We start from the raw sequence: 18,237 nt of genomic DNA, 5'->3' as shown, positions 1-18,237 counted from the left end.
GCCCGTGCCGGACGGCGCACCCGGCCTGGCGGACGCCCTGACCGTGGCGGACGTCGCCGAACTCGCCCGCCGCCGGATCCCGGAGCACGTACGGGACTTCATCGACGGCGGAGCCGGAGCGGAGCTGACCCTCGCGGGCAACCGCGCGGCACTGGACTCCCACCGGATCGTGCCGCGGGCGCTGCGCGACGTGTCCGCCGTCACCACCGGGACGACGCTCTTCGGGCGCGAGGCGTCGGCGCCGCTCGCCGTCGCGCCGATCGCCTACCACCAACTGGTCGACGAAGAGGCCGAACTGGCGACGGCGCGGGCCGCCCGCGACGCGGGCGTGCCGCTCTGCGTCAGTACGCTCAGCAGCCGCTCGATCGAGGCGATCGCCGCGGAGGGCGCCGCCCTCTGGTTCCAGCTCTACTGGCTGCGCGAGGAGCGGACCCGCGACGGACTGGTGCACCGCGCCGAGGAGGCCGGGTGCGACGCGCTCGTCGTCACGGTCGACGTCCCGTGGATGGGCCGACGGCTGCGGGACGTCCGCAACGACTTCGCGGTGGGCCCCGGCGTCGTCGCGGCGAACCTGCCCGCCGCCGACCAGTACGACGCCGTACGGCCGTCGGGATCGGCCGTGGCCCAACACACCGCCGACCTCTTCAGCCCGTCGCTGAACTGGAGGGACATCGAGGCCCTGCGCGCCCGCACCCGCCTGCCGCTGGTGCTCAAGGGGATCCTCGACGCCGATGACGCCCGGCGCGCCGCCGACTGCGGGGCCGACGGCATCGTGGTGTCGAACCACGGCGGACGGCAACTGGACGGCGTCGCCGCCTCCGTCGACTGCCTGGCGGACGTCCGCGCGGCCGTGGGGGAGCGCTGCGCCGTCCTGTTCGACAGCGGGGTGCGCTCCGGCGTCGACGTGCTCAAGGCACTGGCCCTGGGCGCCGACGCGGTGCTCGTCGGCCGCCCGGTGCTGTGGGGACTGGGCGCGGCCGGCGAGGCCGGGGCCCGCCACACGCTGGAACTGTTGAAGAAGGAGTTCCGCGACGCCCTCGGGCTGGCCGGGTGCGCGGAGGTCGCCCAGGCGCGCGACCTGCGGACCCTGTCCCCGACGGTCCGGACGACGTCTGCCGAAGGAGGCGACCGCAATGGGTAAGCAGGTCCTACTGGTGGTCTACGACGCCGGCAGCGCGGGCCCCGAGCGCATCGCGGAAGCGGCCGCGGAACACGACTGCACGCTGCTGTTCGCGCTCGCCGACACCCCGCACGCACAGGACATGGCGGCCACCCTGGAGGCGTTCGGCGCCGTGGTCGACCTGGACGACGTCGACGAACTGCGCGAGTACGAGCCCGACGGCATCGTCACCTTCAGCGAGTACCAGCTCGGCCGCACCGCCGAACTCGCCGCCGCGCTCGGCCTGACCCACCACGACCTCGCGGCCGTGCCCGCGATCACCCGCAAGGACCTCCAGCGCGAGGCGCTGCGGGCCGCCGGGGTCGACGGCATCCGCGCACGGACCGTGCGCTCGGCCGACGAGATCGACGCCGCGCTCGCCGAAGTGGGGCTCCCCGCGATCGTCAAGCCCGTCGTCAGCGCCTCCAGCCGCAACACGGTGGCACTGACGACCCACGACGAGGCCCGCGGGGTCGTCACCGAACTGCTGGCGCTCGAATCCGAGTTGCTCCTGGAGGAACGGCTCGTCGGACGGCCCACCCCGCACCCCTGGGGCGACTACGTGGCCGTCGACTGCGTCGTGGACGGCGACGAGGTCGTCCCCGTCTTCGTCACCAGCAAGTTCACCCTCGCCACGCCGTTCCGCGAGCGCGGCGGGTACGGCGCGCGGTCGGTGCTGCCCGCGGACGAGATCCGGACGCTCACCGAGCTGTCGGGCCGCGCGGTGCGCGCCGTCGGCATCCGGGGCGGCATGGCACAGGTCGAGATCAAACTGACCGCCGAAGGGCCCCGGGTGATCGAGGTGAACGGGCGGCTCGGCGGCTGGACCGACGACCTCGCGCTGCGCTCGGCGACCTGCGACCCCGTCGCGACCGCCGTCGCCGCCGCGCTGGGCCGCCCCCTGCCCCGCCCCGACGTGCTGGGCACGGGCCCCGTCGTCTTCTACTACCTGATCGTGCCGCCGATGCACGTCGGCCGGGTCACCGCGATCGGGGACATCACGGTGCTGCGCACGCTGCCGGGCGTGGAGCGGGTGCAGGTCCTGACCGAGGCGGGCGCGGACGTCAGCTGGCGGACCGGCTCGCAGTCCGCGGTCGCCGCGCTGTCCGGCCAGGTGGACACCCACGAGCAACTCGCCGAGCTGACCGACCTGATCGAGTCGGCCCACTGGATCGAGTATGCCTGAGCCGCTCTCCGGGGCGGGCCGGCTCGCGGCCGTCGTACCGGCCGCGGTGTCGACCGCCGAGGCGTTCGGCGACCTGGAACCGCTCCACGCGTTCGAGGCCGAGGCCGAGCTCGTCGCCGGGGTGGTGGAGAGCAGGCGCCGGGAGTTCCTCACGGCCAGGCGCTGCGCCCACCAGGCCCTGGCCGGGCTCGGCCGGACACCCGTCCCGGTCGGCCGGGGCCGCGACCGCGCCCCCGTGTGGCCGCCCGGCGTCGTCGGCAGCATCACCCACTGCGACGGCTACCGGGCGGCCGCCGTGGCCGAGTACGGCGACGTGCTCGCCCTGGGCATCGACGCCGAGCCCCACCGCGACCTGGCGCCCGGCGTCGCCGAACTGGTGCTGCGCCCCGCCGAGGCGCACCGGCTCGCCGACCTCCGGCGGCACGAACCCGGCGCGGCCTGGCCCACGCTGGTGTTCTGCGCCAAGGAGGCGCTCTACAAGGCGTGGTACCCGATGACCCGTCGCTGGCTGGACTTCCACGACGTGGAGGTGACCATCGACCCCGCGCGGCACGCCTTCGTCGGCCACGTCCTGGCCGCGGACGCACCTCGTTCGGAATTCTCCGGGCGCTACCACTTCGATGACGATCTCGTGGTTGCCGCGGTCGTCGTGGGGCCCGCACGGCCCACGGACCCGTCGGCCGACACAGGCAAGGTGAACCAATGAATCCATTCGACGACCTTGACGCGGCGCGCCTGGTGCTGGTCAACGACGAGGACCAGCACAGCCTGTGGCCTGCGGACACCCCGGTGCCGCCCGGCTGGCGCCCCGTCTTCGAGGGGCGGGCGGCCGACTGCCTCGACTTCGTCGAGCGCTCGTGGACCGACGACCGCCCCGTGAGCCTGCGTACGGGAACGGACGCGGCGGACGCGGCGGACGCGGCGGACGAGGCCGACGGGACACAGCCGAGCCTGGCCGACCTGCTCACGACGCAGGTGGCGCTGACCCCCGACGCCGTCGCGGTGGAACAGGAGGGCGAGCACGGCCCGACCGTGCTGACCTACGCCGAACTCGGCAGCCGCTCCGACCTGCTGGCCTGGGAGCTGCGCGGGCGCGGGATCGGGCCCGAGTCGATCGTGGCGGTCGCGATGCCCCGGGGCATCGCCTTCGTCGTCGCCGCGCTCGCCATCGCCAAGGCGGGCGCCGCCTACCTGCCGCTCGACCTGGACTACCCCGCGCGGCGCCTGGAGTTCATGCTCCAGGACGCGGACCCGGCCCTGACCCTCGTACCGGCCGCTGAGGCCGCAGCGACGATCACCGGGCCCACCCTGACGCTGGACGGCACGGGCGCCGTGGCCGGCCCGGCGGAGCCGCTCCCGCCGCGGCCCTTCGCCCCGGCCGACCGCACCACCGCGCTCCGCCCGGGCCACCCCTGCTACCTCATCTACACCTCCGGCTCGACGGGCAGGCCCAAGGCCGTCACGGTCACCCACCGCGGACTCGCCGACCTGCTCGGCCGGTTCACCGCGAGCGCCGGGACGAAGCCCACCAGCCGCGTGCTGCAGCAGACCTCCCCCAGCTTCGACGCGGCCGTCCTCGAACTCCTGCTGGCGTTCGCGCACGGCGCGACCCTGGTGATCCCGCGCGGCCGCCACGAGGACCTCGCCGAGGTGCTGGTGCGCACGGCCGTGACGCACACCTTCGCCACGCCCGCCTCCCTGGTCGCGATCACGCCGCCGGAGGGCGAGCCCGTCCTGCCGGGCGGCGCGCTCGAAGTGCTGATATCGGGCGGCGAGGCATGCCCCGCCGCGCTGGTCAGGCGGTGGGCGCCGGGCCGTACCTTCATCAACATCTACGGGCCGACCGAGACGACCGTCTGCGTCACCACGTGCGAGCTGGAGCCGGACGGCGACCGGACGCCCCCGATCGGGTCGGCGGTCCGGGGAACGGGCCTCCACGTCCTGGACGAGCGGCTGGAGCCGGTGCCCGACGGCACGGTCGGCGAGCTGTACGTCGCGGGCGGCAGCGTGGCGCGCGGCTACCACGGCAGGCCCGGCCTGACGGCGTCGCGGTTCGTCGCCTGCCCGTTCCCCGATCCGGCCGGTCCCGCGGGCGCGGTGCGGGCGGGGTCCCGCATGTACCGCACAGGCGACCTCGTGCGCCGCCGGCCCGACGGCAGCCTGGACTACATCGGCCGCGGCGACCAGCAGATCAAGATCCGCGGCATCCGGGCCGAACTCGGCGAGATCGAGGCCGCCGTGGCGGCGCACCCGGCCGTCGCGCAGTGCGCGGTGGTGGCCCAGCCGCTGGACGGGTCGGCCGGGGACGCCAACAGCGCGGAACTGCGGCTGGTGGCCTTCTTCGTGGCCAGGCCGGGACGGTCGGCCGACCTGACGGACCTGACGGAACTGCGCGCGTACGCGCGGCGCGAGCTGCCGACCTACATGGTGCCGAGCGCCTGGGTGCCCCTGGACCGGCTGCCGATGACGGGGAGCGGCAAGATCGACCGGGCGGCCCTGGTCACCCAGCGGGTCCCCGAGCACCGGCCGGCCCCGAACGCGCGCCCGCTCACCGCGACCGAGCGGGTGCTGACCGGGCTGATCTCCCAGCTGCTCCACCACGAACAGGTCGGCGTCGACGACAACTTCTTCGAGCTGGGCGGCAACTCCCTGCTGGCCACCCGCATGACCAACGGCATCCGCGAGGCGCTCGGCGTCGAGGTCGGCTTCCGGGCGGTCTTCGACGCGCCCACCGCCGCCGGACTCGCCGAGCTCATCGAGAGCGGCCGGGGCGCACAGCTGACGCCGCTCGTCGCGCTCCCCAGGCCCCGGCGCGTGCCGCTCTCCTCGGCCCAGGCCCGGCTGTGGTTCCTGCACCGGCTGGACGGCCCGAGCCCCGCGTACAACATCCCCCTGGTCTGGCGGCTGACCGGACGGGTGGACACGGACGCGCTCGCCGGGGCGCTGACGGACGTGCTGACCCGGCACGAGAGCCTGCGCACCGTCTTCGGCGAGAAGGACGGCGTCCCCTTCCAGCGGGTGCTCGACCCCGACGGACTCGCGCCCTGCCTGACCGTCGAGGAGGTCGGCGCCGACGGGACGGCCGCGGCCGTCCACGAAGCCTGCCGGTACAGCTTCGACCTGACCGCCGAAGTGCCCCTGCGCGCCCGGCTGCTGCGGACGGGTCCGGACGCCCACGAGTCCACGCTGGTGCTGGTCGTCCACCACATCGCGGCCGACGGCTGGTCGCTGCGCCCGCTCCTGCGCGACCTGGGCGAGGCGTACACCGCCCGCACCTCGGGCACCGAACCGTCCTGGCCCGCGCTCGCCGTGCAGTACGGCGACTACAGCCTGTGGCAGCGCAGGCTGCTCGCCGGACGGGACGGCTCCAGGCACCCGCGGCTCCAGGCCGACCTCGACCACTGGACCGCGTCACTGGCCGACGCGCCCGCCGACGCGGCCGTACCGGTCGACCGTCCGCGGGCGGTCGACGATGACCGGCGGGTGGGGGCGCGGGCCCACTTCACGGTCGGCGCGGACGTCCACCGGGGGCTGCTGGACCTCGCGCGGTCGTGCGGCACCACCGGGTACGCCCCCCTGCACGCGGCGGTCTCCGTCCTGCTGCGCGACTTCGGGGCGGGGGACGACGTGCCGATCGGCGTGCCCGTCGCGGGCCGCGACGCGGCCGTGCTCGACGACCTCGTCGGGTTCTTCGTCAACACGGTGATCCTGCGGGCCGACGTGTCGGGCGAACCGACCTTCCGCGAGCTGGTCGCGCAGCTGGCCCGCCGGGACACCGAGGCGTTCTCGCACGCGCTGATCCCGTTCGACGCGGTCGTCGACGCGCTGGACCTGCCGCGCAACCTCGGGCAGGGCGCCGGGTTCCAGACCATGATGTCCTTCCAGCAGGGCCCGGCCGAGCGGCTGCGCCTGGCCGGGGTGGAGTGCGTCGCCGAGCAGGTCGACAACGGCACGGCCAAGTTCGACCTGGACATCACGTTCCTCGACGCGGCGCAGGAGGAGACGGCCGGGGCGCAGGGCCTGACCGGCGTCGTCGAGTACGACAGCACGCTGTTCGAGGCCGCGACCGTCGAGGCGCTCGTGGCCCGGCTCGTCGAGCTGCTGGGCCAGTGCGCCGCGGAGCCGGACGCCCCGATCGCGCCCGCGCCCCACGCGGGCCCGCGCCCGCTTGAGGGGGAGACCGAGGAGCTGCTCGCCGAGCTGTTCGCCGACAGTCTGCGCAGTCCCGACCTCGCGGTCGGCCCCGACGACGACTTCTTCGGCCTCGGCGGCGACCGGCTGGCCGCCGCCCGGCTGGTCAACCGCGTCCGCACGGCGCTGGACGTCGAGTTCGACGCCGCCGCCCTCGAACGGATGCCCACCGTCGCGGCGATCGCCGCGTGGGTGGACCAGCTGGACGACGCGGGGAGCCCGGCCCCCGGGGCACCGGCCGAAACCGGCTGAGGGCCTTCGGGCACGGGCTTTCCAAGGCCCGTCCCGCCGACCGTCCGAGCCCGACCCCGCCGTCCGGGGCGCCCCGCGGGGCGCCCCGGACGGCGCATCCGTGAGAACCCTGGGGGAAGCACGCCATGACGACCGTGAACATCGGCATCCTGGCCCACATCGACGCGGGCAAGACCAGCCTGACCGAGCGGCTGCTGTACACGGCCGGTGTCATCGACCGCGTCGGCAGCGTCGACGGGGGCGACACCCAGACGGACTCGCACGCCCTGGAACGCGAGCGCGGCATCACCATCCAGTCCGCGGTGGTGTCCTTCACCGTCGGCGACGTCAAGGTCAACCTCATCGACACGCCGGGCCACCCGGACTTCATCTCCGAGGTGGAGCGGGCCCTCGGCGTGCTCGACGGGGTCGTCCTGGTGGTCTCCGCGGTGGAGGGCGTCCAGGCCCAGACCCGGCTGCTGATGCGCACCCTGGTGAAGATGCGCATGCCGACCCTCCTGTTCGTGAACAAGATCGACCGGCTGGGGGCCCGTACGGAAGACCTGCTGGAGTCCATCCGCACCGAACTCGCCCCCGTCGTCGTCCCGATGACGCGGGTGGAGGAGCCCGGCACGCGGCAGGCGCGCGCCGTGCCGCGGAGCGTGGCGGACGAGGGCTTCGCCGCGGACCTGGCCGAGGCGTTCGCCGAGCACGACGACGCCTTCCTGACCCGCTACCTGGCCGACGAACAGGCCCTGGACGAGCGGGACTACCGCACCGAGCTGGCCCGGCAGGTCCGCGAGGCGCGGCTGTACCCGGTGTTCTTCGGATCGGCCGTGGCCGGCGCAGGCATCGACGAACTCGTCGCGGGGATCACCGGCCTGCTGCCGGCCGCGCCCGCCGACCCCGGCGCGGCGCTGTGCGGCACGGTGTTCAAGATCAAGCGGGGCTGGGCCGGGGAGAAGGCGGCCTACGTGCGCCTGCACTCGGGGGAGCTCAAGGCCCGTACCCAGGTCCGCTTCCACCGGCGGGACCGGCACGGCGCCGTCACCGAACTGTCCGGCAGGCCCACGGCGGTCGAGGTGTTCCACCGGGGCCCCGAGGCGCTGCGGACGGACGCGTCGGCGGGCGACATCGCCGTGGTGTGGGGCCTGAAGGACATCCGCATCGGGGACCGGCTCGGCACGGACGACGGGCCGCGCAACGAGCACCTGTTCGCGGCGCCGAGCCTGGAGGCGGTCGTCAGGCCCGTCGGGCACGGCCTCGTGCCGCAGCTCTTCGACGCGCTGACCCAGCTCGCCGACCAGGACCCCTTCATCAACATCCGCAAGGACGACGAGGAGCAGCAGATCTCCGTCTCCCTGTACGGGGAGGTGCAGAAGGAGGTCATCAAGTCCATCCTCGCCGACGACTACAAGCTCGACGTGGAGTTCGAGGGCACCAGGACCGTCTGCGTGGAGCGGCCCGTGGGGGTCGGCGAGTGCGTGGAGCAGATCGAGGGCAAGGGCAGGACGGTCTTCTGGGCCACGGTCGGGCTGCGGGTGGAGCCGGGCGAGCCCGGCTCGGGCGTGGTCTTCCGGCGGTCGGTCGAACTGGGCTCCCTGCCGCACGCCTTCCACAAGGCGATCGACGAGGCGGTGCGCTCCACCCTGAAGCAGGGGCTGTACGGCTGGGAGGTGCTCGACGTGCTGGTGACGCTGACCGAGACCGGTTTCGCCAGCCCCGTCAGCGCGGCCGGTGACTTCCGCAAGGTGACCCCGCTGGTGCTGATGAACGCGCTCCAGCAGGCGGGCACGCGGGTCTTCGAGCCGGTGAGCAGGTTCGAACTGGAGGTGCCGGGCGACAACTCCAACGCCGTGCTGCTGAACCTGACCGAGTGCGGCGCGGTACCGGACGCGACGAAGGTCCAGGGCAGCACGTGCCTGGTCGAGGGCACCATCCCGGCCCGTACGGTGCAGGAGTTCGAGCGGCGGCTGCCCGGACTGAGCCAGGGCGAGGGCGTCCTGACCACCTGGTTCGACAGTCACCAGCCCGTCTCGGGGCCGGTGCCCGAGCGCCGCCGCACCGACGCCAACCCGCTGAACCGCAAGGAGTACCTGCTGCGGGCGTTCGGCCGGATCTGAAGACCGCGGCCGGTCCCCGCCGCGGCGGGGACCGGCCGGTGGCCTACCGCGCGCCGACGGAGGTCTTCAGGAACCGGGCCATCTCGTTGCAGAACCAGACCGGGTCGTCCACCCACGGCATGTGGGCGGCGCCCGGCTGCACGACCAACTGCCCGTCGGTGAACAGCTTCACGGCCCGGCCCGCCAGCTCCACGGTCGGCGCCAGGTCGATCTCGCCGACCAGGACCAGCACCGGCGCCTCCATCGCGTACAGGGCCCGGCGCGTCTCCTCGGGCGTGAACATCCCGTCGACGATGAACCCGGCCTCCACCCTGGTGGCGCGCTCGCTGTTGAGCTCGGAGTGCGCGTGCGCCTCCGGGTCCCACCGCGCGTAGAAGAACGGCACGTAGCTGGCCCGCAGTTCCATGCTGGCGTCCCCGTCCAGGGCCTGCAGGATCGCGTCCGCCGCCGCTTCGTACCACGGCTCGTTCCTGCGCAGCTTCATGGACTCGCGCATCTCGTCCGCCGACGGCTCCACGCCGATGGCGTTCATCACCGGCGTCACCAGGGCGAGGCTGGCCAGGTGGTCGGGGTGCCTGGCCGCGTACATCAGACCCAGGTCGCCCGCCTGGGAGTGGGCGATCAGGTCCATGCGGTCGAGCATGAGGTGGCGGCGGAGCGCCTCGACGTCCTCCACCATCCGGTCGCACCGGTAGGTGGCCGGGTCGTCCGGTATCTCGGACACGCCCGAACCGCGCAGCTGGAGGAAGACCAGCGACCGGTTGGTCAGCCGCGGCAGCCCGCCCAGGTCGCCCAGGTAGTCGGGCAGCAGCCCGGGTCCCGTGGGCAGCACGACGATCGGCCGCCCGGTCCCGATGACGTGGTAGGCCAGCCGCAGCCCGTCGTAGGTGTGGAAGAACTCGGTGCGGTACGTCACGGGCTCATGTCCTCTCCGGATACGGGGCGCTGGATCACGAGGTCTTGACCTCCGATGGACTCGACGGGGTCTCGGCCCGGCGCAGCGGCGAGAACCACGCCAGCAGGGGCGCGCACACCAGCCCGGCGCAGCCGCAGGCGATGGCGGTGTACAGGCCGAACAGCGAGCTCGCCACACCGCCCAGCAGGGCGCCCAGCGGCAGCAGGGCCACGCTGACCCAGCGGTGCGCCGCGGTGATGCGGGTGCGCATGTTGTCGGGCGACTCGATCTGCCGCAGGGTGCGCGAGGTGACCGAGTAGCAGACCGTGAAGAAGATGGCCACCGACTGGGCCGCGCAGGCGACCACCTTGCCCGCCGTGCCCGGCTCCAGGAGCAGCACCACGGCCTCGGTGGGCGCGCCCGCGCTCACCGCGAGCAGCAGCAGCCGGGAGGTGCCCAGCAGGTCGTGCAGCCGCTTGGCGCACAGCGAGCCGATGACGCCGCCCAGCGCGGCGACGCCCAGCACGAGGCCCACCGCCTCGCTGTTCCAGTGCAGTTCCCGCAGGAAGTACACGGTCAGGATCGCCTGGATCCAGGCGAGGAAGAAGTTGTCGACGGCGTTGATGGCCATCAGCGTGCGCAGGACGGCGTTCTTCTTGATGAAGTGCAGCCCGGCCACGATCAGCTGGTAGAGGCCGTGCTCCTTGGCCGCGGGGTCGGGCGCCGGCTCCGGCGGCCGGATGACCGCCAGGGTCGCCGCGCTGAAGAAGCTGCCGACGGCCGCGATGCCCAGGGTGGCGGGGCCGCCGAGGCGCGCGACGAGGAAGCCGGCCGCCGCGGGGCCCGCGCTGGTGGCCGTGGACTCCGCCAGGGTGAGCTTCGCGTTCGCCTCGATCAGCTGGTCCTCGCGCACCAGGTAGGGCGTCAGCGCCTGGTTCGCCACCTGCGAGACGATGCCGAAGGTGCTGGCGAAGAACCCGACGACGCACAGTGCGGCGATGGACAGCATGTCCGCCCACCACAGCACCGGTACGACGACGAGCGCCGCCGACTCCGCGAGGTCGGCCCACATCATCACCAGCCGCTTCGGCAGGTTCTCGATGAGCGCGCCGATCGGCAGCATGAACAGCATGCCGGGCAGCAGCGAGGCCGCCGAGACCACGGAGGCCTCAAGACCGCTCGCGTGCAGCGTGAGCGCGGCGATCAGCGGCATCACGACGGGGATCATGGCCGAGCCCGTGAGGGAAACGGCCTGCCCCGACCAGTACTTCGCGAAGGTGGGGTCCCGCAAAAGTGAGTTCTTCGCCATCATGTCCGTTCCTCTGAGGGCCCCGACCGGGTCACGCGGGACCGCCGGCGTCGACGGGGACCCTACCCACTGCCCCGGCCAGGCCCCGCAGGTCGATGCTGTGCGCGGCCGTGATCGGCTTGCGCTGTTCGAGCAGCAGGGTGCCGTCCTCGTCGGTGACCTGCTCGAACCCGGCGAACCGCAGGGCGACGTGCATCGCCCGGTTGCGCTCGTTGGGCCGGAACCTGGCCCGCAGCGGCAGGCCCCGCTCGCGCGCCTCCTCGGCGAGCGCGGCGAGCAGCGCCGAACTCACCCCGCGCGTCAGGACGCGGCAGGAGAGCAGGAACAGTTCGAGCGTCCAGCCGTCGGCGTCGGCGACGTCCAGCACGGCGAGGCCGATGGTCCCGTAGGACCCGTAGCGGTCTTCGAGGCCGGCGACCAGCACCCGGTGCGATGCGGACGTCGCCAGCTCGCGCAGCTCCTCGCGGCTGTAGGCGATGCCGGTCGTGTTGAGCTGGTGCGTGCGGATGGTCAGTTCCTCGGCGCGGGCGAGGTCGTCGGGGGCCGCCGCCGCGACGGTGCACACCATCCCCAGGCCGTCGAGGAACCGCTGCGGGGGCCCGTCGAAGTCGCGCTCGGCCGCGTCGCGGGTGTGCATGCTGCGGTACATCGCCCGCCGCGAGCCGCTCTCCGCGCTGAGCGGCGGGTTGAACTCGGGCAGTTCGGCCAGGTGCGGCACCAGGTCCGCGGGCAGGCAGCGGACCGAGGGGATCGAGTGCGCGACCTCCTCCAGGTTGAACGGCTGGTCGTCGACGAAGGCGAGCGAGTCGACGCCGATGTTCAGCGCGTCCGCCACGGCCTGCACCGAGGCGGACTTCGCGCCCCAGCCGATCTGCGGGACGAGGAAGTACTCGGCCAGGCCGAGCCGTTCGAGCGCGGCCAGCGCCAGGTCGGCGTCGTTGGCCGACGCGATCGAGTGCAGGATGCCGCGCTCGTCGAGCGTGCGGATGACCTGGACGGTCGCCTCGTCGAGTACGGGCTCGTCGCCCTCGCTGAGGGTCCCGCGCCACAGAGTGTCGTCGAGATCCCACACGAGGCACTTCACGAACTGTGCCGGTTCCTGGGACGTCATATCTCCACCAACATCGAGCTCCATGCCGCAGCAGGGCTGTTGTTCATTACGAGTACGAGATCGCCCTCGGCGAACTCTCCTGACCGCACGCCCGAAGCGAGGTTCGCGACGATGTCGATCGAGCCGAGGTGGCCGAAGGCGCGCAGGTTGTCGTAGCACGCGCGGGCGATCTCGACGTCGAACGTCTCTTCGTAGAACCGGAAGGCGCCCACGGACAGGTTCTGCATCACCACGTGGTCGACGTCGGCGAAGGTGCGGCCCTGCCGGGCGAGCACCAGCTCGTTGAGCTTGCGCAGCCGCGTCCTGCTCTGCAGCGCCAGCTCGAAGGAGTAGCGCTGGAGGTCCGTGCACTCCTCGTGCCACTGCTGCGAGGGGACGTCGCGGTAGTCGACCCGGAACAGGTCCCAGAAGGACCCGTCGGTCTCGACGGCGACGTCCAGGACCCGCATGCGCTCCTCGCGCCGCACCAGCAGCGCCAGGCCGGCGTCGCCGTTGACGGTGACGGGGTAGCGCAGCCGCGAGGGACCCGGCGGGACGCAGCCGTGCGCGATGAGCACGCTCGACCAGTCGGGGGTGGCGGACAGCAGCGCGGACGCGGTGAGCAGGGCGGCCGAGATCGACACGCAGCCCAGGTCGGACACCGAGAACGACAGGCCGACGTCCAGTCCGGCCTCCCGGGTGATCCGGGTCGATTCCGAGCTCATCAGGTACTCGGGCGCGCGGGAGCCCACGACGAGGAGCGCCCCGATGCCGGAGGCGTCCACGTCGTCCCGCGCGACCAGGCGCTTCACCGACTCGACCGCGAGGTCGGTCGCGGAGCGCCCGGCGGCGTCCCGGACCGTCTCGATGCCGAACGCGGCGACGGCCTGGCGGTGCGTCGCGGGATGGGTCTCCAGTTCCGGAAGCCGCGGCACGGCCAGCGTCTCGGGCGGCAGCCACACGTCCATGGCGCTGATCCCGGTCACGGCGCCGATCCCGGTCATGACGCGACCACCCGCTCGTGCCTGCGCTCGTCGCGCACCGCGAGTTCCCACAACTGGAGTTGCGCCATCTGCTCCGTGCCCTCGATGAGCTGCTGGATCTTCGCGTCCCGGTACATGCGCTCGACCAGGGACCCGCTCTCGCAGCCGTGCGAGCCGAGCACCTGCACGGCGGCGGCCGCGTTGTCGAACGCGGCCCTGGCCGCCGTGTACTTGGCCAGTACGGTGTCCAGCGTCGCGTCCGCGTCGCGCCGCTCGCGCGACTCGGCGGCGGCGCGGCAGGCGAGCCGCGCGGACCGCGCGCTGACGAGCATGTCGCTCAACAGGGCGCGGACCAGCTGGTGTTCGGTGAGCGCGGCATCGAACTGGCGGCGGTTCGACGCGTGGCGGGTGGCCTCGCGCAGGACGCCCTCGGCGAGCCCGACGCTGCCCCAGGCCACGCTGTGCCGCCCGCGGTCCAGCGCGGGGCCTGCCACGAACGTGAAGCCCGCGCCGATGCCGCCCACGACGTCCTGCGGCGCCACGGGGCAGGAGTCGAAGGTGAGGTGGGCCGTCATCGCGGCCCGCATCCCCAGCGCCCCCTCCCCGTTGGGCTCGACCTTCAGCCCCGGCGCGCCGCGCTCGACCAGCACCGCGGTCGGCCCCTCGGGGGCGCGCGCCACGACGAGGTAGACGTCGGCGACCGCCCCGAGGCTCACCCAGCGCTTGGCGCCGTCCAGCAGCCAGCCGTCGTCCGTCCGGGTCAGCGGCGCGGACACGGCGGCGGCGTCGCTCCCGACGTCCGGCTCCGTGAGGGCGAACGCCGCGATCGCCTCGCCACTGGCGAGCCGGGGCAGCCACTTCTCCCGCTGCGCGGCGCTGCCGCTGCGCAGCAGCGCCCCGGCGACCATGTCCTGGACGGTGAGCAGTGCCCGGGTGGAGGTGCACCAGGCGCCGACGGCCGCGCACAGTTCGCCGAAGCGGGTCTCGGTGAAGCCGAGCCCCCCGTACCGCACGGGTATCGCCGCGCCGAGCAGTCCGGCACCGGCGAGCGCGGCGATCGTCTCCGGGGCGAGCGTGGCGCTCAGGTCCGACGCGGCGGCTCGGGGTGCGACGGCCTCGGCGGCGAACCGCACGAGGTCGGCCTCCTCCTGAAAGCCGTTCGTCACTGGCTGCCCACCGCCGCCGCGCGCTTCACCACGAGCTCCGCCATCGCCTGCGCGGAGCGGAAGTTGTCGCGGGTGAGGTCCTCGCCCTCCAGCGTCAGCCCGTAGCGGCTCTCGATGTACACGATCAGTTCGAGGGCGAACATCGAGTTGGCCATGCCGAGGGCGAAGATGTCGTCCCCGACCTCGACCGGCTGCCGCAGGGTGTCCTTCAGGAAGTCGCACAGCTCTCCGCCGACGACCTCGGTGCTCAGGTTGTTGCTCACGATCGCGCTCCCGCTCGTCCACTCGCGTATTGATAGAAGCCCTCGCCGACCCGGCGGCCGACGCGGCCCTCGTCGACGAGGCGGGTGAGGCCGACGCTCGGCTCGTAGCGGCCGACGTCGACGAACTTCTGCAGCATGTGCAGGGACCGCACGACGGTGTCGACGCCGATCAGGTCCGCGGACTCCAGCGGGCCCATCGGGTGGCCGAAGCACTCGCGGAACACCCGGTCGACGCCCTCGACGTCCGCGACGCCCGTCTCCACCAGCTCGGCGGCGGAGTTGATCACCGTCATGAAGATGGCGTTCGAGACGAAGCCGGGCGAGTCGGCGACCGGGACCCAGTCCTTGCCGATCGAGCGGAGGAAGTCCAGCACCGCGTCGGCGTGCTCGTCGGAGGTCAGCTCGCCGCGGATCACCTCGACCAGCGGCTTGGCCGGTACGGGGTTCATGAAGTGCACGCCGACGAACCGCGAGGGGTCCTCGGTGTGTCCGGCCAGCCAGGTGATGGGGATGACCGAGGTGTTCACGACGACCGGCACGCCGGGGCACAGCTCGTCGAGGCGGCGGTGCACCGCCGTCTTCGTGCCGGGGTCCTCGGTGACGTTCTCCAGGACCAGCGAAACGCCCGTCAGCCGGGTGTCGTCGGTGCCGAAGTCGATCCGGGCCGGCCAGTTGTCGTGCTCGCCCTTCGGATCGCGCAGCCGGTCGACGAGCGCCGCGCGGCGCAGGGCGTCCCCGGCCGCCGCCAGCCGCTCCCGATCCACGTCGACCAGGGTCACCGCGTACCCCGCCCGCGCGCACTCCTCGGCGACGCCGATGCCCATCACCCCGGCACCGACGACCCCCACCCGGGAGCCCTCCCCGGGCCTGCTCGTCGTACTCATCCTCGTACCCCCTGTTCGGTCAGCCGGTCACGCACGCTGCGAGGAGTGATGTCGGGCCACACCGACTCGATGTGGGCCAGGCACTCCGACTCGGTGTCGGGTCCCGACACCGCCGACCAGCCGGCCGGCAGGTCGCGGCCGACCGGCCACAGGGAGTGCTGCTCCTCGGCGTTGACCACTACGTGGAACATCCGTTCCGTCATGACGTGCTCCCTGCCTTCGAGGCCGCCTCGTCGCGCAGTTCGGCGACCCGGGCGGCGAACTCGCGTGCCGTGCGGTTGTCGTACAGGTCGACGAGCTTCATGCGGACGCCGAAGCGGCGGCGCATGGTGGTCAGCATCTGGAGGGCCATCGCCGACGTGCCGCCCAGGTTGAAGTAGTCCGACCCGACGGCGACGTCGTCGATGCCCAGGACGTCGCCCCACACCGTACGGATCACGCGCTCGTAGTCGGCGGTCTCCAGCGGGCCCGTCTCGGCCTCGGCCGGGTCGATCTCGGCGGAGTCGAGGCTGCACACCTCGGCCTCCAGCGCGCAGGCCGCCGCGGCGACCTCGCAGGTCTCCCCCGTCCCGTCCGTTCCGCCCGTCCCGTCCGTTCCGCCCGTGTCCGGTTCCCCGGTGACGGCGACCGGTTCGCGGATCCACACGTGCGTCGGCTCGAACGGGTAGGTGGGCAGCGCGACGCGGCGCCGACGGCCCGCGTCGGCCCCGTCCCACGCCAGGTCCACACCGGCCTCGTAGAGCGCGGCGACCGTCTCGGGTACGGACCGGGCGCTCCACCCGACCCGCACGGTGCCCGCGGGGCCCTCGAAGACCGGCACCTCCTGGTCGGGGCCGGACACCACGAGCGACTCGAAGAGCAGCCACGCGGGAACGGCCGGTTCGGCCGCGGCGGGAACGTCCCCGTCCGCGAGCCTGCGCAGTGCCTCGGCCAGCTCCAGGTCACCGTTGAGGGCGAGCGCGACGAGCGCGCCGCGGCCGGTGCCCACGACGTGCGCGAAGGGCACCCCGAGCCGGGCGGTCAGCCGCGCGGCGGCGTACTGGTGCGCGAACCACTCCAGGTCGGCGGCGTCGAGGCCGTCCGGCGCCCGCTCGCCGCACTCGGCGACGGCTTCGGCGTACGCGGGCCACCGGGCGGCCAGCGCCCGTGCGGCGTCGGCGTCGTCGGCGTTGATGCCGTCGGGGCAGGTCCACACCACGCGGCGGACCGGCGCGGCGGGCTCGTTCGCCCGGTCGGCCAGCCGGGCCGCCGCCGCGCGCAGCCCCTCGACCAGGTCGGCCCGGTCGGCGACGGCCAGCGCCACCCGGTGGGGCAGGTGGTCGCGGCCGCGGTTGAGCACGTGCAGCACGTCGGCCAGGTCCTCCGCGTGTCCGGGCCGCGGCGCGTCCAGGTGCTTCGCGAGGGCCTCGCAGTACCGGCCCAGCGCCGACCAGGAACGGGCGGACAGCGTCGCCACGCCCTGCCCGGCCCACGGCGCGGGCGCGGCGGCGGGCGCGGGCGCACCGGCGAGCACCAGGTGGGCGTTGGTCCCCGACATGCTGAACGAGCTGACGCCCGCGTGGCGCGGGGACGTCGCGGGCCAGGGCGCGGACTCGGTGGCCACCCGCACCGGAGAGGTCGCGAAGTCGATCAGCGGGCTCGGGGCGTCGAAGTGCAGCGAGCGGTAGATCGTCTCGTACCGCAGCTGCGCGACCACCTTCGCCAGCCCGGCCAGGCCGGCCGCGCGGTCCAGGTGCCCGATGTTCGTCTTGATCGAGCCCACGGGCACCGGCTCCCCGTCGAGCTGCCCCATCGCCCGGCGCAGCCCGTCGATCTCGATCATGTCGCCGAGGCGGGTGCCCGAGCCGTGCGCCTCCATGTAACCGGCCTGCGAGGGGTGCAGTCCGGCCCGCTCCCAGGCGGAGACGATCAGCTCGGCCTGGGCGGCGGCGCTGGGCGCGCTCAGCCCGTTGGACCGGTCGCCGTTGTGGTTGACGGCGCTGCCGACGATCACCGCCCGGACGTCGTCGCCGTCGCGCTGCGCCGCGGAGAGGAGCTTGAGCACGAACACGGCCCCGCCCTCGCCGTCACCGGCGCCGTCGGCGTCCGCGTCGAAGGCACGGCTGCGCCCGCCCGTGGCCAGGACCTCGGCGAAGCGCTCGCGGTCCCCCTCGGTGGCGAAGGTGCTGTGCACGCTCACGGCGCCGACCAGCGCCTGCTCGCAGTCCCCGTCGCGCAGCAGCTTGGCCGCCTGGTCGACGGCGACCAGCCCGGCCGAGCAGCCGGTGTCCAGCGCGGTCGAGGGCCCGTTCAGCCCGAGCAGGTAGGAGATCCGGCCGCACAGCGAAGGCGTCCCGGTGCCCAGCAGCGTCAGCAGCTCGTCGCCGCCGTCCGGAACCAGCTCCGGGTAGTCGGAGGGGCCTCCGGCGAACACGACCGCGGTCCTGCTGCCCCTGAGGTCGCCGAGCGCGTATCCGGCGTCCTCGATCGCGGCGCAGCTGAGCTGGAGCGCGATGCGCTGTTCGGGCGCCATGAACTGCGCCTCGCGCAGCGAGATCCGGAAGAACTCGTGGTCGAAGCGGTCGACCCCGGACAGCGGCGCGAGCAGCTGTCGCTCGACGCCCAAGGCGGCGCCGCTGAGCGCGAGCCGCTCGTCCGGCACCGGGCGCACGCTGTCGTGGCCCGCGTCGAGATTGGCCGCCAGTTCCTCAAGCGAATCGGCGTCGGGCAACCGCAGTGCTGCCCCTACGATCGCTATGGGTTCCCTCGTGGTCATGG

Annotated in this window: 14 protein-coding genes; 5 read left to right on the top strand and 9 right to left on the bottom strand. The window is 73.6% G+C overall.

What is annotated here, in order from left to right; all coding sequences use genetic code 11:
• Window positions 1–4: 4 nt before the first annotated feature.
• From ACIBNE_RS13840 to ACIBNE_RS13820, 5 genes are all read left to right on the top strand, one after another.
• A complete protein-coding gene (locus ACIBNE_RS13840; protein ID WP_399271560.1) occupies window positions 5–1,141 on the top strand; it encodes an alpha-hydroxy acid oxidase in 1,137 nt (378 codons plus the stop codon).
• On the top strand, window positions 1,134–2,345 hold the full coding sequence (locus ACIBNE_RS13835; RefSeq protein WP_399271561.1) for an acetyl-CoA carboxylase biotin carboxylase subunit family protein: 1,212 nt from the start codon (window positions 1,134–1,136) through the stop codon (window positions 2,343–2,345). Before ACIBNE_RS13840 ends, ACIBNE_RS13835 begins: the two co-directional genes overlap by 8 nt.
• A complete protein-coding gene (locus ACIBNE_RS13830) occupies window positions 2,338–3,051 on the top strand; it encodes a 4'-phosphopantetheinyl transferase (RefSeq protein ID WP_399271562.1) in 714 nt (237 codons plus the stop codon). The genes ACIBNE_RS13835 and ACIBNE_RS13830 overlap by 8 nt, the downstream gene beginning before the upstream one ends.
• On the top strand, window positions 3,048–6,788 hold the full coding sequence (locus ACIBNE_RS13825) for an amino acid adenylation domain-containing protein (RefSeq protein WP_399271563.1): 3,741 nt from the start codon (window positions 3,048–3,050) through the stop codon (window positions 6,786–6,788). The genes ACIBNE_RS13830 and ACIBNE_RS13825 overlap by 4 nt, the downstream gene beginning before the upstream one ends.
• 125 nt (window positions 6,789–6,913) lie before the next feature.
• Window positions 6,914–8,890, top strand: coding sequence for a GTP-binding protein (locus ACIBNE_RS13820; RefSeq protein ID WP_399271564.1), 1,977 nt, complete (start codon window positions 6,914–6,916; stop codon window positions 8,888–8,890).
• Window positions 8,891–8,933: 43 nt separating this feature from the next.
• Here ACIBNE_RS13820 and ACIBNE_RS13815 read toward each other — a convergent pair whose 3' ends face one another.
• The 9 genes from ACIBNE_RS13815 to ACIBNE_RS13775 are packed head-to-tail and all read right to left on the bottom strand — an operon-like array spanning window position 8,934 to window position 18,235.
• Window positions 8,934–9,806 (bottom strand): alpha/beta fold hydrolase, encoded by an 873-nt coding sequence (locus ACIBNE_RS13815; protein ID WP_399271565.1) that lies wholly within the window; start codon window positions 9,804–9,806, stop codon window positions 8,934–8,936.
• Window positions 9,807–9,840: 34 nt separating this feature from the next.
• Window positions 9,841–11,097, bottom strand: coding sequence for an MFS transporter (locus ACIBNE_RS13810; protein WP_399271566.1), 1,257 nt, complete (start codon window positions 11,095–11,097; stop codon window positions 9,841–9,843).
• 28 nt (window positions 11,098–11,125) lie between these two features.
• Window positions 11,126–12,205, bottom strand: a complete 1,080-nt coding sequence (locus tag ACIBNE_RS13805; RefSeq protein WP_399271567.1) for an HAD-IIIC family phosphatase — start codon at window positions 12,203–12,205, stop codon at window positions 11,126–11,128.
• On the bottom strand, window positions 12,202–13,188 hold the full coding sequence (locus ACIBNE_RS13800; protein ID WP_399271568.1) for a 3-oxoacyl-[acyl-carrier-protein] synthase III C-terminal domain-containing protein: 987 nt from the start codon (window positions 13,186–13,188) through the stop codon (window positions 12,202–12,204). Before ACIBNE_RS13800 ends, ACIBNE_RS13805 begins: the two co-directional genes overlap by 4 nt.
• Window positions 13,185–14,333: an acyl-CoA dehydrogenase family protein gene (locus tag ACIBNE_RS13795; RefSeq protein ID WP_399271569.1), complete on the bottom strand. Its 1,149-nt coding sequence runs from the start codon at window positions 14,331–14,333 to the stop codon at window positions 13,185–13,187. Before ACIBNE_RS13795 ends, ACIBNE_RS13800 begins: the two co-directional genes overlap by 4 nt.
• Complete coding sequence (locus ACIBNE_RS13790) at window positions 14,330–14,596, bottom strand: acyl carrier protein (RefSeq protein ID WP_399271570.1); 267 nt, start codon at window positions 14,594–14,596, stop codon at window positions 14,330–14,332. The genes ACIBNE_RS13795 and ACIBNE_RS13790 overlap by 4 nt, the downstream gene beginning before the upstream one ends.
• Window positions 14,593–15,480, bottom strand: coding sequence for a 3-hydroxyacyl-CoA dehydrogenase family protein (locus ACIBNE_RS13785; protein ID WP_399271571.1), 888 nt, complete (start codon window positions 15,478–15,480; stop codon window positions 14,593–14,595). Before ACIBNE_RS13785 ends, ACIBNE_RS13790 begins: the two co-directional genes overlap by 4 nt.
• Window positions 15,477–15,683 (bottom strand): MbtH family protein, encoded by a 207-nt coding sequence (locus ACIBNE_RS13780; RefSeq protein WP_399271572.1) that lies wholly within the window; start codon window positions 15,681–15,683, stop codon window positions 15,477–15,479. Before ACIBNE_RS13780 ends, ACIBNE_RS13785 begins: the two co-directional genes overlap by 4 nt.
• Complete coding sequence (locus ACIBNE_RS13775; protein ID WP_399271573.1) at window positions 15,680–18,235, bottom strand: beta-ketoacyl synthase N-terminal-like domain-containing protein; 2,556 nt, start codon at window positions 18,233–18,235, stop codon at window positions 15,680–15,682. The genes ACIBNE_RS13780 and ACIBNE_RS13775 overlap by 4 nt, the downstream gene beginning before the upstream one ends.
• Between the last annotated feature and the right edge of the window lie 2 nt (window positions 18,236–18,237).

This window comes from Streptomyces sp. NPDC050504 (assembly GCF_044458065.1).
Lineage (GTDB): Bacteria > Actinomycetota > Actinomycetes > Streptomycetales > Streptomycetaceae > Streptomyces.
This window is presented reverse-complemented; position numbering and strand designations above follow the sequence as displayed.

Bases quoted from the DNA above. Each gene is read 5' to 3' on its own strand.
- ACIBNE_RS13775 (WP_399271573.1), bottom strand. From the start codon at position 18,235: ATGACCACGAGGGAACCCATAGCGATCGTAGGGGCAGCACTGCGGTTG.
- ACIBNE_RS13835 (WP_399271561.1), top strand. From the start codon at position 1,134: ATGGGTAAGCAGGTCCTACTGGTGGTCTACGACGCCGGCAGCGCGGGC.
- ACIBNE_RS13800 (WP_399271568.1), bottom strand. From the start codon at position 13,188: ATGACCGGGATCGGCGCCGTGACCGGGATCAGCGCCATGGACGTGTGG.
- ACIBNE_RS13785 (WP_399271571.1), bottom strand. From the start codon at position 15,480: ATGAGTACGACGAGCAGGCCCGGGGAGGGCTCCCGGGTGGGGGTCGTC.
- ACIBNE_RS13830 (WP_399271562.1), top strand. From the start codon at position 2,338: ATGCCTGAGCCGCTCTCCGGGGCGGGCCGGCTCGCGGCCGTCGTACCG.
- ACIBNE_RS13780 (WP_399271572.1), bottom strand. From the start codon at position 15,683: ATGACGGAACGGATGTTCCACGTAGTGGTCAACGCCGAGGAGCAGCAC.
- ACIBNE_RS13810 (WP_399271566.1), bottom strand. From the start codon at position 11,097: ATGATGGCGAAGAACTCACTTTTGCGGGACCCCACCTTCGCGAAGTAC.
- ACIBNE_RS13820 (WP_399271564.1), top strand. From the start codon at position 6,914: ATGACGACCGTGAACATCGGCATCCTGGCCCACATCGACGCGGGCAAG.
- ACIBNE_RS13805 (WP_399271567.1), bottom strand. From the start codon at position 12,205: ATGACGTCCCAGGAACCGGCACAGTTCGTGAAGTGCCTCGTGTGGGAT.
- ACIBNE_RS13825 (WP_399271563.1), top strand. From the start codon at position 3,048: ATGAATCCATTCGACGACCTTGACGCGGCGCGCCTGGTGCTGGTCAAC.